The sequence below is a fragment of the Paenibacillus sp. FSL R7-0189 genome, from assembly GCF_037969925.1.
Classification (GTDB): domain Bacteria; phylum Bacillota; class Bacilli; order Paenibacillales; family Paenibacillaceae; genus Paenibacillus_AQ; species Paenibacillus_AQ odorifer.
The window spans coordinates 1455020-1469479 of sequence record NZ_CP150223.1 but is presented as its reverse complement, the minus strand read 5'-3'; the positions used below and the strand labels follow the sequence as shown (position 1 = coordinate 1469479).

The window sequence follows — 14460 nt, the reverse complement described above, 5'->3', positions numbered from 1 at the left end:
CACTCGTTGCTCAGTTTTGAGAGTTTAAGCTCTCAGTAAGACTTGATCCTTGAAAACTGGATACCGAAACGAATTTGCGTTTTAGAACATCTTTTAGCAACTTGTGCAAACAAGTAAATGTTATTAGTGAGATGATTCCAAAGAGAATGTCATTGTATGATATTTTCCTGCGGAAAAATCAAGGTTAAGCTAATAAGAGCACACGGAGGATGCCTAGGCGCCAGGAGCCGATGAAGGACGTGGCGAACAACGAAACTGCCTCGGGGAGCTGTAAGCAAGCTTTGATCCGGGGGTGTCCGAATGGGGAAACCCAGCTGTGGTAATTCGCAGTTACTCATACCTGAATACATAGGGTGTGTAGAGGCAGACCAGGGGAACTGAAACATCTAAGTACCCTGAGGAAGAGAAAACAATAGTGATTCCGTCAGTAGCGGCGAGCGAACGCGGAACAGCCTAAACCTAAGAGCTTGCTCTTAGGGGTTGTGGGACGTCTCACATGGAGTTACAAAGGAATATGGTAGGTGAAGAGGTCTGGAAAGGCCCGCGATAGAGGTAAAAGCCCTGTAACCTAAACTGTGTTCTCTCCGAGACGGATCCCGAGTAGTGCGGGGCACGTGAAACCCCGTATGAATCCAGCAGGACCATCTGCTAAGGCTAAATACTACCTGGCGACCGATAGTGAAACAGTACCGTGAGGGAAAGGTGAAAAGCACCCCGGAAGGGGAGTGAAATAGAACCTGAAACCGTGTGCTTACAAAAAGTCAGAGCCCGATCTATGGGTGATGGCGTGCCTTTTGTAGAATGAACCGGCGAGTTACGTTTAACATGCAAGGTTAAGCCGAGAAGGTGGAGCCGCAGCGAAAGCGAGTCTGAATAGGGCGATTGAGTATGTGGACGTAGACCCGAAACCGTGTGATCTACCCCTGTCCAGGGTGAAGGTGCGGTAACACGCACTGGAGGCCCGAACCCACGTACGTTGAAAAGTGCGGGGATGAGGTGGGGGTAGCGGAGAAATTCCAATCGAACTCGGAGATAGCTGGTTCTCCCCGAAATAGCTTTAGGGCTAGCCTCGGTATAAGAGTAGTGGAGGTAGAGCACTGATTGGGTGCGGGGTCCGCAAGGATTACCAAGCTCAGTCAAACTCCGAATGCCATATACTTATTGCCGGGAGTCAGACAGTGAGTGCTAAGATCCATTGTCAAAAGGGAAACAGCCCAGACCATCAGCTAAGGTCCCCAAGTGTGTGTTAAGTGGGAAAGGATGTGGAGTTGCACAGACAACCAGGATGTTGGCTTAGAAGCAGCCACCATTGAAAGAGTGCGTAATAGCTCACTGGTCGAGTGACTCTGCGCCGAAAATGTAACGGGGCTAAACACACCACCGAAGCTATGGCTAGATACTATGTATCTGGGGTAGGGGAGCGTTGTGTAGGGGTTGAAGGTGTACTGAAAAGAGCGCTGGACACTACACAAGTGAGAATGCCGGTATGAGTAACGAAAAGATCAGTGAGAATCTGATCCGCCGAAAGCCCAAGGTTTCCTGAGGAAGGCTCGTCCGCTCAGGGTAAGTCGGGACCTAAGGCGAGGCCGAAAGGCGTAGTCGAAGGACAACAGTTTGAAATTACTGTACCACCGTAATCCGCTATGAGCGATGGGGTGACGCAGGAGGGTAGTGACGCGGACTGATGGATGTCCGTCTAAGCAGTGAGGCTGATGTGTAGGCAAATCCGCACATCATTAAGGCTGGGCTGTGATGGGGAGCGAAAATTATAGTAGCGAAGGTCATGATCTCACACTGCCAAGAAAAGCCTCTAGCCAGGAGAAGGTGCCCGTACCGCAAACCGACACAGGTAGGCGAGAAGAGAATTCTAAGGCGCGCGGAAGAACTCTCGTTAAGGAACTCGGCAAAATGACCCCGTAACTTCGGGAGAAGGGGTGCCCCGGTAGTGTGAATAGCACGAGGGGGCCGCAGTGAAAAGGCCCAAGCGACTGTTTAGCAAAAACACAGGTCTGTGCGAAGCCGCAAGGCGAAGTATACGGGCTGACGCCTGCCCGGTGCTGGAAGGTTAAGGGGAGTGGTTAGGGGTAACCCGAAGCTATGAACCGAAGCCCCAGTAAACGGCGGCCGTAACTATAACGGTCCTAAGGTAGCGAAATTCCTTGTCAGGTAAATTCTGACCCGCACGAATGGCGTAACGACTTGGGCGCTGTCTCAACGAGAGATCCGGTGAAATTTTAATACCTGTGAAGATGCAGGTTACCCGCGACAAGACGGAAAGACCCCATGGAGCTTTACTGCAGCTTGATATTGAATTTGGGTACGATCTGTACAGGATAGGTGGGAGCCGTAGAAATCGGAGCGCAAGCTTCGGTGGAGGCGCCGTTGGGATACCACCCTGATCGTATCTAGGTTCTAACCTAGTACCCTTACCGGGTACGGGGACCGTGTCAGGCGGGCAGTTTGACTGGGGCGGTCGCCTCCTAAAGAGTAACGGAGGCGTTCCAAGGTTCCCTCAGAATGGTTGGAAATCATTCGCAGAGTGCAAAGGCATAAGGGAGCTTGACTGCGAGACCTACAAGTCGAGCAGGGACGAAAGTCGGACTTAGTGATCCGGTGGTACCGCATGGAAGGGCCATCGCTCAACGGATAAAAGCTACCCTGGGGATAACAGGCTTATCTCCCCCAAGAGTCCACATCGACGGGGAGGTTTGGCACCTCGATGTCGGCTCATCGCATCCTGGGGCTGAAGTAGGTCCCAAGGGTTGGGCTGTTCGCCCATTAAAGCGGTACGCGAGCTGGGTTCAGAACGTCGTGAGACAGTTCGGTCCCTATCTGTCGTGGGCGCAGGAAATTTGAGAGGAGCTGTCCTTAGTACGAGAGGACCGGGATGGACGTACCGCTGGTGCACCAGTTGTTCCGCCAGGAGCATGGCTGGGTAGCTACGTACGGACGGGATAAGCGCTGAAAGCATCTAAGCGTGAAGCCCCCCTCAAGATGAGATTTCCCAATTAGTAAGACCCCTTGAAGACGACGAGGTAGATAGGTTGGAGGTGGAAGTGCAGCAATGCATGGAGCTGACCAATACTAATCGGTCGAGGGCTTATCCTATACTTAGAATGCAGATTCGTTTCGGATTCAGTTTTCAGGCGATTAAGCCTGAGCATTTACGCTGTAAATGCCCGTTTGGTGGCGATAGCGGAGGGGTTCCACACGTACCCATCCCGAACACGACCGTTAAGCCCTCCAGCGCCGATGGTACTTGGACCGAAGGGTCCTGGGAGAGTAGGACGCCGCCAAGCGGACAACCACATTACCCGTGGTATTTTTTTTGCCCTTAATATTAATATGTCTTAGAAGGGCCTTTAGCTCAGCTGGTTAGAGCGCACCCCTGATAAGGGTGAGGTCGGTGGTTCGAGTCCACTAAGGCCCACCATATTCCCTGATAGCTCAGTTGGTAGAGCACTCGACTGTTAATCGAGTTGTCACAGGTTCGAGTCCTGTTCGGGGAGCCATTTATGGAGAGGTGTCCGAGTTTGGCCGAAGGAGCACGATTGGAAATCGTGTAGGCGCCACAAGCGTCTCGAGGGTTCGAATCCCTCTCTCTCCGCCATAAAAATTATTAGCATGGCCCGTTGGTCAAGGGGTTAAGACACCTCCCTTTCACGGAGGTAACATGGGTTCGAATCCCATACGGGTCATATCATGGAGGCTTAGCTCAGCTGGGAGAGCATCTGCCTTACAAGCAGAGGGTCGGGGGTTCGATCCCCTCAGCCTCCACCATATTATTTTCACTGACGCGGGGTGGAGCAGCCCGGTAGCTCGTCGGGCTCATAACCCGAAGGTCGCAGGTTCAAGTCCTGCCCCCGCAACCAATTTACTCTTATACATTATGTTTAGGGATAAGCTGGTATGGTGAAAATGAATAGTATATACTTATTAATGACGCGGGGTGGAGCAGCCCGGTAGCTCGTCGGGCTCATAACCCGAAGGCCGCAGGTTCAAATCCTGCCCCCGCAACCAATTTACACTTATGCATTATGTCTATGGAACCGTGGTGTAGTTGGCCTAACATGCCTGCCTGTCACGCAGGAGATCGCGGGTTCGAATCCCGTCGGTTCCGCCATTTAGTTAATTATTATTGGGGATTAGCCAAGCGGTAAGGCAACGGACTTTGACTCCGTCATGCATAGGTTCAAATCCTATATCCCCAGCCATTTATGAGAGCCATTAGCTCAGTTGGTAGAGCACCTGACTTTTAATCAGGGTGTCGAAGGTTCGAGTCCTTCATGGCTCACCATTTTCTTTAAAGTGTGCGCGTGTGGCGGAATTGGCAGACGCACCAGACTTAGGATCTGGCGTTTCACGACGTGGGGGTTCGAGTCCCTTCACGCGCACCATGTTTTTGCGGACGTGGCTCAGCGGTAGAGCATCGCCTTGCCAAGGCGAGGGTCGCGGGTTCGATTCCCGTCGTCCGCTCCATATAGATTTTGCGCCCTTAGCTCAGCTGGATAGAGCGTTTGACTACGAATCAAAAGGCCGGGAGTTCGAATCTCTCAGGGCGCGCCATTTTATTACTAAGCAGTTATAGTATTGTTAACGGGATGTAGCTCAGCTTGGTAGAGCACCTGGTTTGGGACCAGGGGGTCGCATGTTCAAATCGTGTCATCCCGATTTTATACCTTTGCGGGTGTAGTTCAATGGTAGAACTTCAGCCTTCCAAGCTGATAGCGTGGGTTCGATTCCCATCACCCGCTTATAATGAGAAACACCTGCCGGTATTAGGCGGGTGTTTTTTTGATTGGACATATCTTACGGAGACTTAAATAATAGAAACGCCCCCCTCCTTAATATAGGAAAGGGACGCTGCTGTAGTGGGTTTATAAGGGATCGTCCTTATATAAGAACGCCTACCTCACCATTATTCACGAACTTAATACTTTCGATCTTCACCTCTAGTTGACCTGAAGGAATCGCTAGCTGACAAGTACTGCCGAGCTCAGCCAGCAGCAGCTGCATGCCTATAGGTGACAACATAGAAATCTTGTTATCGTTAGGTTCTGCTTGGTTAGGAAATACGATGGTATAGATATCTGTAGTATTATCGTCCAAGTAACGAAGCTGCAACTGGCTTCCGATAAAGACCTGAGAATTTAAATCTTCACCATTAAACTCAGTTAGTAATTGTTCCAGCTCAGAGCAATAACGGGACAACAGCGTTTCAGCATTGCTTCTATCCTTGCTTCGTACCGGAAAGTATTGATTTAGAAATGCGATTTTTTCTTCATCAAAATAGATAAGCTGCTGAAGCAGCTGTGTCCGTGAGCCTTCATAGATAAGACTATGGTTCATAGTAGATTTCACCCCCTCTAAGTAGCACATTCCTTGTAAACTTGTTATGGTGTGTTGCCATCTTAAAATCCCTCCTATACAAATAGAGGTCCCCCAATGGAGACCTTCTGATCAGTATACCAGCTTCTATTTGTAAATCCAATCCATTTTAAAAGGGGAATTAAAACCTTCTAAATATTGTAATGAAAACCTTTGACTATTACATACTTGGGTGCTATGATAGGCTGATGCATAGGCATTTCGTAGAAAACTGCGAAATGCCTATACTGTATTTTGAAGATATTTTTACATTAATTGTTACCTGGGGAGTGATACGCCATGTACATTTCGTTGAGTTCACATATAGATTCCAGAACTATAAAATAACAACTTAATTTATTAAAGGAGGAGATCAGGATGATTCAAGTTAAAGAGTTTGTAGATGCTGATAATTCTTATGCAGAGAATAAAGCTAATGAGTTCCTGGCAGGACTACGGGAGGAACAGATTGTGAATATCTGTTACGGTTCGGTAGTTAAATCATCACGTGATGGGGCAGAGCACCAAAGAACCACTATACTGGTCGTGTATAAGACAAATGAAAGGCAATAACTGGAACAAGTTTTTTTCATGTCTATCCATTGTCTCTACGCTGTGCGTTGTGATTGTCATCATTTATTATGTTTTCAGCTAATTAGTAAAAAGAGGACCTTTCCCATCTACGGGCAAAGGTCCTCTTTAGTTTATAAGTGCATTTACAGTCTTACATTCCGTCTGGTACGGATAGACCCAAACCGGATGCGATACGCTGTCCCAAGTCTGGATCAGCCTTAAAGAAATGTTCAATCTGGCGACGTTTGATATCGTTACTTTCAACAGGAGTCATAGCGCCAACGATGTTTTGAACTAGACGGGTACGTTCTTCTTCAGACATTAGACGGTACAAGTCACCTGGTTGTGTATAGTGATCGTCACTATTGTAGGAGACACTATCCGCATATCCGGAGACTTCGAACGGCGATGTTTTATGCTGCGGTGATTCTTTTGGTCCCCCTAAGCTGTTAGGCTCGTAATAGGCTCCGGAACCGCCATTGTTGCCCAAGGCCATGCCACCATCACGTTGATAGTTCTTCACTTCTACTTTTGGACGGTTGATAGGCAGGCTGTTGTGGTTAGGGCCAACCCGGTGGCGGTGTGCATCACCATACGCGAACAGACGGCCTTGTAGCAATTTATCCGGCGAAGCTTCAATACCAGGAACGAAAGAGCCGGGAGAGAATGTGACTTGTTCTACTTCAGCGAAGTAGTTCTCCGGATTGCGATCCAATACCATACGGCCAACCTCGATTAACGGATAATCTTTTTGTGACCAGACCTTTGTTACATCAAATGGATCAAAACGGTAAGTCTTCGCATCCTCGATCGGCATAATTTGCACGTAGAGCTTCCAAGCAGGGAAATCTCCTTTATCAATAGCATTGAACAAGTCTTCTGTATGATAATCCGGGTTTTCCCCAGCGATTTTGGAAGCAAGGTCTGCATCTAGATTCTTAATGCCTTGTTCTGTTTTGAAATGGTATTTCACCCAGACTGTATTACCCTCGGCATTTACCCACTTGAAGGTATGGCTACCAAACCCATGCATATGTCTCAGCGTAGCTGGAATTCCGCGATCCGACATCAAAATCGTTACCTGATGCAGAGATTCAGGCGATAAAGACCAGAAGTCCCATACAGCATTCGGGTTCTTCAGATGTGTCTGTGGATCACGTTTCTGTGTATGAATAAAGTCCGGGAATTTAATCGCATCACGAACGAAGAATACAGGCGTATTGTTACCTACGAGATCATAGTTTCCTTCTTCAGTATAGAACTTCACGGCAAAACCACGAGGGTCGCGTACGGTATCAGCAGAACCTAATTCACCAGCTACAGTAGAAAAACGAATGAACAACGGTGTACGTTTGCCTACTTCAGACAAAAAGTTAGCTTTTGTGTATTGGGTCAGATCTTTTGTAACTTCAAAATACCCGTGAGCGCCAGCACCTTTAGCATGAACGACACGTTCGGGAACACGTTCTCTGTTAAAGTGGGCTAATTTCTCAAGCAGATGGACATCTTGCAGCAAAGTGGGACCGCGGTCACCGGCTGTCATTGAATTCTGATTGTCGCCTACTGGAGCACCCCAGCTGGTTGTAAGATTATTATTATTGGAGCTCATTAATAGAATCACCTCATGAGATTTGATTTTAGATTTAGTATAAGTTCTATATTAATGTTTTTTAAAGAAATTGCAACACTTTTTAAATAATTGACACATTACAATATGTGGGAATCGTCATTACATCGTTGGCACATTCAGATATATATGATAGACAAAGTGATTAATTGCTTAGCAGAATTAAAAAAGAAACAGCGCATCCCTACCATCACTGGAGGGGTGCGCTGCATTTTTTGATATAGAAGATATTCGGTTCTTGTACTTAGGCTTTAATGTACATTCTGTTGTAATATTCATCTAGCATTCTTTTGGTGGCAAACTCCGTACGGGTGGTTTCGATACTCTTTTTCATCATTTGTACCCATTGTTTACGATTCTCGTAAAAGGTTGGGAGCACACGTTTCAATAAGGTGTCGTACAGTGCATCACTATCATGCTTATCCAGCACCTCAAAGTCTGTAGTTTCGAAGCCGTCTCCAATCTGCCAGCCATTCTCACCATCGATGCAGGCTTCCGGCCACCAGCCATCCAGAATAGAACAGTTCAATACACCGTTCATTGCTGCTTTCATCCCGGAGGTGCCGCTGGCTTCCAGTGGTCTGCGTGGATTGTTGAGCCAAATATCAGCACCGCGCGTCAGCTGGGCGCCAATCGTCATATCGTAATTCTCGAGGAACACCACACTCTTTGGATACTTTTTCATCATCGCTACTAGGTTGCTGACGATTTTTTTACCGTTATCATCGAGTGGGTGCGCTTTGCCGGAGAATACAATTTGTATCTTTCCAGACTCCAGATAAGGTTCGATAATTTCTGGCTGCGAGAAGATCAGGTCGCTTCGTTTATATGGAGCTGCTCTGCGTGAGAAGCCAATGAGTAGATTGTCAGCATTTAGGCTAATGCCGGAACGTTCTTTGATGAACTGGATCAGTTCGCCCTTGATCTCTTTATGCACTGCCCATAAGTCACCATCTTGTTCGTAGGCATGCGTCATTCTTTCATCTACCCAGGTAGGAGTATGGATGGCATTAGTAATGCCTATAATTTCTGATCTTCCGGCTACTTCCTTCCACATTTTATTAGCCGTATCGGCGTGTAGCTGGGCAACTGCGTTGGAGATACGTGACAGCCTTAGACCTGCAACCGTCATATTAAATGGCTCGCCGCCGATCCGCTCCATCTGGTCACGGGTTAAGCCGTTGAACGCACTCATATACTCAAGTCGGTCGAGAGGATGGGTTTCGTTGCCTTCTTTGATTGGTGTGTGGGTAGTGAATACTACTTCTTCGCGAGTCGCTTTCCAAGCTTCTTCGAAGGTATGGCCTCCGGACATTTTTTCACGGATTAGCTCGATAGCCGCTAGAGCCGCATGACCCTCATTGAAGTGATAGACATCAATAGGGATTTGCAGCGCACGCATAGCCTTGACTCCACCAATCCCAAGCACGATCTCTTGTGCGATCCGTTCTTCGCCGAACCAGCCATACAATTGGCCTGTGATCCAGGCATCATTATTCTCGGGGATATCCGTATCCAGTAAATACAATGTGCTGTTGCCAAAATAATCAGTTTTCCATACTTTGCATACCACATCGGTTTTTCGGACTTTAACAGTTACCTTAACCCCTGTATCTTCAAGAAACTCATAAACATAATTGTGATAGGAGTCGTACGGATTGCCGTTTGCATCAATCTTTTGGTCCGTGTAACCTTGTTTCCACTTCAGCCCAATAGGGATGATAGGGGCGTTGATATCTTTTGCACCCTTAATGTAGTCTCCGGCAAGAATGCCCAGACCTCCGGCATACATTTTGAAATCGGAATGCAGCCCGTACTCCATACTAAAATAAGCGACTGACGGTAATTTTTGTTCGTTCACTTGATAAGCCTCCTAATCACGGATTAGATTAAATTGCAGTGAAGCTGCGGGCATTATCTCAGGTGCAAACGTTTGCTCAAAATAGTGCAGCAATCATTGTGGAAGCGATTGCACCACTATTCTAGCACACTCGATGAATAAAAGCATAACGTCAATTTGGTGAAAACAACCATTTTGAATCCAATTGAGCGGAATTGATTGATAAAGTGGACAGAAGCCCCTAAGATAAAGAGATTGAAGAAATAATTAATGGTGGTGTCTAAGTTGGATATAGTTGTGATTGGAAGCTTGAATATGGACATGGTGGTACGTACAAACCGGTCACCGGATGCTGGAGAAACCCTAATTGGACAAGACTTTGCTCTATCTCCTGGCGGAAAAGGGGCAAATCAGGCCGTTGCCGCAGCACGTCTGGGTGCAGAGGTTAGTATGATCGGAAGAGTTGGAAAAGATACCTTTGGTAGCGAAATGCTGGAGATTATCAGGAATGAAGGCATTCATATAGAGCATATTTCTGTAAGTGAACATCAGGCAACAGGAGTCGCTTCGATCGTTATTGAAGAAGATGGAGAAAATCGGATTATCGTGGTACCTGGAGCGAATATTGAGCTTACGGTAGAGGATATTCAGGCATTGGAGGCTGTGATTAGCCAGGCTAAGATCATTGTGCTGCAGCTTGAAATGGATCTGGCGATGAGTGAGCAGGCGATTGCGATTGCCCATCGTAAGGGGATTCCGGTGATCCTTAATCCTGCACCAGCTAGAGTGCTAAAGGATGAGATGCTGGCTCAGGTATCTTACCTGACACCTAATGAGACAGAAGCCGGGATTTTGTCCGGAATGACTGTGGATAGCGCAGAGACTGCTGAGCAGGCAGCCCGTATTTTGCTGCAAAAAGGAGTACAGAACGTTATCGTAACCTTGGGCTCAAAAGGCGCTCTGATTGTGAATGCTGAAGGAGCCAAGGCTGTTCCAGGCTTCCCGGTAAAGGCGGTAGATACAGTTGCTGCCGGAGACTCATTTAATGGCGCATTAGCCCAGCAGTTAGTCTTAGGAAAGACCTTGGAGGAAGCCGTGAGCTTCGCTAATGCTGTAGGTGCATTGGCTGTAGGGAAAGAAGGGGCGATCCCTTCATTGCCGCAGTTGTCCGAGGTCGAGCAGTTTCTAAATCGTAAATCGCTGTAGAATAGACAGTACAGGATACTCAAGATCTATACTAGATGAGATAGGATAAGGAGCTTAAATAATGAGCAGAACAGTAACCGTTAAAAATGTGATCATCGGCGAAGGAATCCCTAAGATATGTGTTCCGCTAATTGGAGCGACCTTGTCTGAGCTGAAGCAGGAAGCTGAAGCGCTGAAAGTACTGCAACCTGATTTGGTGGAGTGGCGGACGGATTTTTTTGCTGAAGTGGAAGACGTTGCTTCTGTTAAACACGCACTAAGCGAAATCTGTTCTGTGATTCCAGATCTGCCGCTGATTTTTACTTTTCGAAGTGCAAAAGAAGGCGGAGAGAAGCAAGTCAGCACGGAATATTACACAGCACTGAATAAAGCTGCTGCCGAGAGCGGTCTAGTAGATATAATAGATGTTGAATTATTTAATGATGAGCAGGATGTAAAGCTATTGGTCGAAGCTGCTCATGCTCATAATGTGTCTGTCATTATTTCAAACCATGATTTTCATGGAACACCTCCTAAAGAGGAGATCATCTCGCGGTTATGCAAGGCGCAGGAGCTTGGCGGGGATTTGCCCAAAATTGCAGTTATGCCCCAAGATGCAGGCGATGTGCTAACTTTGCTGGAAGCTACACACATCATGAAGGAAAAATATGCAGACCGCCCAATTATAACGATGTCTATGGCGGGAGCCGGGGTGATCAGCCGTTTAGCTGGTGAAATTTTCGGTTCAGCGCTTACCTTCGGAGCTGCAGATAAACCTTCTGCACCTGGACAGGTAGCTGTGGTTGAGCTTCGGAATACATTGTCACTGCTGCACCGCAGTCTGTGATTTCTGCTGTTGATATTGCCGCAAAAAAAGGCGTCCGGAATATCCGGATGCCTTTTTCTATTTTAAAGTATTGTTCGTGCACTTACGCATTTTTTCCCGTATATACATGTACGGCATCTCTTAGGAACGCAGCGAGTCCAGAGCGGCGCTTGTCATAGTATTCGGTAAAACGTTCATCATCAACATACAATTGTGCAACACCAGCATGAGCTTCTTTGGAATAGGAATTCCAGTAGAAGGAGAGCCACTCACGGTGTAGGTCAGCACTTTTTTGCGCCAATACACTGGCAGGATCTCCATGCTCCATCGCTTGCAAGAGCGTTTCGAACATCTCTTCCTCAAGCTGTTGTATAGCTGCATATTGTTCTTCTGTCATCCCTTTAAGCTTTTGGTTGGATTGATTAATGGTGTCATCTCCGTATTTCTCCCGTATTTCTTGGCCATATTTCTTTTCGTTATCATCTACCAGCTTTTGCTTAAAGCCTTCAAATTTTTCAGTATCACTCATGGTAATTCTCCCTTCTTTTTGAGCCAGCGTCTTTTCGACGTTAGCGATTAATAGATCTAATTGCTGTCTTTTTTCCAGTAGCTTGTCATGATGCTCCCGCAGCGCTTTGGCTCCGTCGAATGAGGGCTCTGTCATAATAGCCTTGATACGTTCCAGACTTAAGCCAAGCTCCCGATAAAACAAAATTTGCTGTAGTAGATCTACTTCGGTACGGCCATAGATACGATACCCTGAAGAGTTGATTCTCGCCGGCTTAAGAATGCCAAACTCATCGTAGTAGCGCAGGGTCCGTGTGCTGATTCCAGCTAACTCTGCGAGCTTCTGCACTGTGTATTCCGTAGTATCACCTCCTACAATTCAAATGTACACCTTTACGTAACGTGAAGGTCAAATGGTTTTCTTAGCATATCCAAAACAGCGGCAGCTACCCTCTGAATGATCATGGGGAAGTCTGCCGCTGCTATGAATAAGTCTATAATGTTGAGCTTTGCTGCTGCCTGAATTTATTTATGGCCCATTTGTGCTGTGAAATAATTGTGCAATTCCTCCAGCTTGCGAGGGTCCGCAAGGGTTGCTTTGTCTGAGAAGTAGTGTTCAACGACAAGGTCCCAGGTAGGTACAATTTTTTGTGAGGTCATTGCCTTAATGGCTACCTTAACTGTTTTGCGTTCTTTGGCATTGGAGAAGGTATCTACGTAATGCTGTGAACGTTCAAAATCCAGATCCTTAAACACGGCGCGGAAGATCTCTGACGTCATCCGTGCATCATCCAGCGCCCGGTGTGCAGATCCAGTAGGCTCAAGCTCAAACAATGCCATCGCGCTTTCCACGCTGACATCATTGCTAAGACCACGCGCACGTAGAACTCCTTTGAGCAAATCGAAATACGTAGCGGACATCCAGTAGGATTCGTCCATCTTGTGCATGCGCACATCCTGAATGATTCGCTTCATATCTTCGCCACCCCAGGTAAGCAGCAGAACTCCATCTGTACTTAGATCAAGCCACTCTCTAAAAGCAGTGATGACTTTGGGGAAGCGGGCGGCAATGTCGATTTCCTCTTGAGGGATACCGGTTTTTTTCTTAATAAAGGAATTCAGGGTGGAGAAATATATAGGTTTGATCAAGGAAGAAAATTCATCCTTATACTGCAGTGAAGAGTCTAACCGGACGGCTCCAATCTCAATGACCTCCATAGGGTGCTCGCTGGCAAACTTACGGCCGTTGAATTCGATGTCCAGAATAATATAATCCACAGGTACTTGCCTCCGTTTCCATGACTGACGCTGTAGTGCTTAATACGTCGACTTCTCTATTTTAACAAAAAAAGTGATGTAATGGGGAATATGGAGACAAGCTAATATTTGCACAAAAAAATGAACCAGCACAACATTTGCACACTGGTTCATTTAATCAGTATTTAAATTTAATCCTATAAAAGATTAATGTCCTGAATCAGCAGCAGGTTCAGGCATATGAATCGGCTGTTCATTAATAACAGATCCGTCATCAAGACGAAGCCAGGTATTGAAGTCTTGGTTGCCTTTGACCAGTTCTATGACGCGTGCTCCCCGCATAAAGCCTTCTTTTCCATAAGTATTGTAGCCGGTAGCACGGCCATAAGAAAGACGTATGCCATACAGGTTGCCGCTAAAATCGTTGATATGGTCATGTCCGCAGAAGGTGCCAAGCACATCACCCATTTCCAGCAAAGCCGAGAATAAGCCCGAGTTCACCTCAGGTGAGCATACACGCTCAAACTTATGCCCATGACAGACTTGTGTAGACCAGACATCCCGATATTCAGGAATTGGGATATGGAAGAAAGCCAAGGCAGGCAGCCTGTTCTCAGCACTCTTCGGATTCAGCCGCGCAGATTCAGCCGTCAGCCAGTTGATCTGATTCCGCCCAATCCAATTGTAGCCTGGGATATCCTCATACTCGGAGTAGCCGCCAGAATCCAGAAAATACAAAATAGCGGCCGAGTGGTCTTCCTGATCTTTAATTTCAAGAGTGTAATTGCCCGAGCCTTCCAGCTCTTCTGGGCCGGCTTCGGTCAGGCAGTGGGGATGTTCCAGAGCAATTTGCATCAGTTCACTCTTTGAAATCAGAGTTTCTGTGTCATGGTTACCAAATACAAAGGTCCAAGGGATGCCGGATCTCTCCACGGCAGCGACAGTCTCACGAAAAGCTTGTGCGGGGTGCTCGCATGCTTTGTTTCCCGGCGATACAGGACCCGTGTAAATAAGATCTCCCGTGAAAACCACAAGATCAGGTTGTTCCGCATCCAGAATGCGTTCCATCAGTGCTTCGGTAAGCTGATCCTCAGCTCTTCCATCCATCCAGTGCAGATCGGTAAATTGTACGATTTTAAAAGTGCCATTTTGCTGAAATGATAAACTGTGTCTCATTAGAAGTATCTCCCTCACTATCGAATATTGAATAGCAAGCTGTGGAGGCGCCAACCACTCATAGCGCCAAGAGGGCGTTGAGGGCTGACGTCGTTAGAAGCA

9 protein-coding genes, 15 tRNA genes and 2 rRNA genes are annotated in these 14460 nt (G+C 47.1%); 20 read left to right on the top strand and 6 right to left on the bottom strand.

Annotated elements, in window-relative coordinates; all coding sequences use genetic code 11:
- The first annotated feature begins 182 nt into the window (after positions 1-182).
- From MKY63_RS06385 to MKY63_RS06305, 17 genes are all read left to right on the top strand, one after another.
- Positions 183-3108: ribosomal RNA gene (locus tag MKY63_RS06385) — 23S ribosomal RNA — on the top strand.
- Positions 3109-3182: 74 nt separating this feature from the next.
- Positions 3183-3299, top strand: a 5S ribosomal RNA gene (gene rrf / locus MKY63_RS06380).
- 57 nt (positions 3300-3356) lie between these two features.
- Positions 3357-3433 (top strand) — tRNA-Ile (locus tag MKY63_RS06375).
- A gap of 3 nt (positions 3434-3436) precedes the next feature.
- Positions 3437-3512 (top strand) — tRNA-Asn (locus MKY63_RS06370).
- Between the two features lie 5 nt (positions 3513-3517).
- Positions 3518-3610: transfer RNA gene (locus tag MKY63_RS06365), tRNA-Ser, on the top strand.
- A 16-nt stretch (positions 3611-3626) separates the two neighbouring features.
- Positions 3627-3698, top strand: a tRNA-Glu gene (locus tag MKY63_RS06360).
- 6 nt (positions 3699-3704) lie between these two features.
- Positions 3705-3780 (top strand) — tRNA-Val (locus tag MKY63_RS06355).
- A 15-nt stretch (positions 3781-3795) separates the two neighbouring features.
- A tRNA-Met gene (locus MKY63_RS06350) sits at positions 3796-3872 on the top strand.
- A gap of 71 nt (positions 3873-3943) precedes the next feature.
- A tRNA-Met gene (locus MKY63_RS06345) sits at positions 3944-4020 on the top strand.
- A gap of 25 nt (positions 4021-4045) precedes the next feature.
- A tRNA-Asp gene (locus MKY63_RS06340) sits at positions 4046-4123 on the top strand.
- Between the two features lie 16 nt (positions 4124-4139).
- Positions 4140-4214, top strand: a tRNA-Gln gene (locus MKY63_RS06335).
- Positions 4215-4221: 7 nt separating this feature from the next.
- Positions 4222-4297 (top strand) — tRNA-Lys (locus MKY63_RS06330).
- 15 nt (positions 4298-4312) lie between these two features.
- A tRNA-Leu gene (locus tag MKY63_RS06325) sits at positions 4313-4397 on the top strand.
- A gap of 7 nt (positions 4398-4404) precedes the next feature.
- Positions 4405-4479 (top strand) — tRNA-Gly (locus MKY63_RS06320).
- Between the two features lie 10 nt (positions 4480-4489).
- Positions 4490-4566 (top strand) — tRNA-Arg (locus MKY63_RS06315).
- A 31-nt stretch (positions 4567-4597) separates the two neighbouring features.
- Positions 4598-4671 (top strand) — tRNA-Pro (locus tag MKY63_RS06310).
- Between the two features lie 12 nt (positions 4672-4683).
- A tRNA-Gly gene (locus MKY63_RS06305) sits at positions 4684-4754 on the top strand.
- Between the two features lie 139 nt (positions 4755-4893).
- Here the strand turns inward: MKY63_RS06305 and MKY63_RS06300 are convergent.
- On the bottom strand, positions 4894-5349 hold the full coding sequence (locus tag MKY63_RS06300) for a GreA/GreB family elongation factor (protein ID WP_036686880.1): 456 nt from the start codon (positions 5347-5349) through the stop codon (positions 4894-4896).
- Positions 5350-5745: 396 nt separating this feature from the next.
- Between MKY63_RS06300 and MKY63_RS06295 the strand changes: the two genes are divergently transcribed.
- Positions 5746-5940 (top strand): sporulation protein Cse60, encoded by a 195-nt coding sequence (locus MKY63_RS06295; protein WP_036686883.1) that lies wholly within the window; start codon positions 5746-5748, stop codon positions 5938-5940.
- Positions 5941-6091: 151 nt separating this feature from the next.
- Here the strand turns inward: MKY63_RS06295 and katA are convergent, their stop codons facing one another.
- Both katA and glgP read right to left on the bottom strand, forming a co-directional pair.
- Positions 6092-7549: a catalase KatA gene (gene katA / locus MKY63_RS06290; RefSeq protein ID WP_339812065.1), complete on the bottom strand. Its 1458-nt coding sequence runs from the start codon at positions 7547-7549 to the stop codon at positions 6092-6094.
- Positions 7550-7811: 262 nt separating this feature from the next.
- Positions 7812-9428 (bottom strand): alpha-glucan family phosphorylase, encoded by a 1617-nt coding sequence (glgP, locus tag MKY63_RS06285; protein ID WP_038568806.1) that lies wholly within the window; start codon positions 9426-9428, stop codon positions 7812-7814.
- Between the two features lie 255 nt (positions 9429-9683).
- Here glgP and rbsK point away from each other — a divergent pair, with 255 nt between their 5' ends.
- Both rbsK and aroD read left to right on the top strand, forming a co-directional pair.
- Positions 9684-10613 (top strand): ribokinase, encoded by a 930-nt coding sequence (rbsK, locus tag MKY63_RS06280; RefSeq protein WP_339813454.1) that lies wholly within the window; start codon positions 9684-9686, stop codon positions 10611-10613.
- Positions 10614-10674: 61 nt separating this feature from the next.
- Positions 10675-11439: a type I 3-dehydroquinate dehydratase gene (gene aroD, locus MKY63_RS06275; protein WP_339812061.1), complete on the top strand. Its 765-nt coding sequence runs from the start codon at positions 10675-10677 to the stop codon at positions 11437-11439.
- Positions 11440-11521: 82 nt separating this feature from the next.
- Here aroD and MKY63_RS06270 read toward each other — a convergent pair whose 3' ends face one another.
- The 3 genes from MKY63_RS06270 to MKY63_RS06260 all read right to left on the bottom strand — a co-directional run bounded on the left by MKY63_RS06270 (position 11522) and on the right by MKY63_RS06260 (position 14358).
- The gene (locus tag MKY63_RS06270) at positions 11522-12274 is read right to left on the bottom strand and encodes a MerR family transcriptional regulator (RefSeq protein WP_254924633.1); all 753 of its coding nucleotides are present in this window, start codon (positions 12272-12274) and stop codon (positions 11522-11524) included.
- A 176-nt stretch (positions 12275-12450) separates the two neighbouring features.
- Positions 12451-13203 (bottom strand): 3'-5' exonuclease, encoded by a 753-nt coding sequence (locus MKY63_RS06265; RefSeq protein WP_036686897.1) that lies wholly within the window; start codon positions 13201-13203, stop codon positions 12451-12453.
- Positions 13204-13389: 186 nt separating this feature from the next.
- Entirely contained in the window at positions 13390-14358 is a 969-nt protein-coding gene (locus MKY63_RS06260; RefSeq protein WP_339812057.1) for a metallophosphoesterase family protein, read from the bottom strand.
- Between the last annotated feature and the right edge of the window lie 102 nt (positions 14359-14460).

What these genes read in the sequence shown, in the direction of transcription:
- MKY63_RS06300 (WP_036686880.1), bottom strand. Translation starts at nt 5,349, where the DNA reads ATGAACCATAGTCTTATCTATGAAGGCTCACGGACACAGCTGCTTCAG.
- MKY63_RS06295 (WP_036686883.1), top strand. Translation starts at nt 5,746, where the DNA reads ATGATTCAAGTTAAAGAGTTTGTAGATGCTGATAATTCTTATGCAGAG.
- katA (WP_339812065.1), bottom strand. Translation starts at nt 7,549, where the DNA reads ATGAGCTCCAATAATAATAATCTTACAACCAGCTGGGGTGCTCCAGTA.
- aroD (WP_339812061.1), top strand. Translation starts at nt 10,675, where the DNA reads ATGAGCAGAACAGTAACCGTTAAAAATGTGATCATCGGCGAAGGAATC.
- MKY63_RS06260 (WP_339812057.1), bottom strand. Translation starts at nt 14,358, where the DNA reads ATGAGACACAGTTTATCATTTCAGCAAAATGGCACTTTTAAAATCGTA.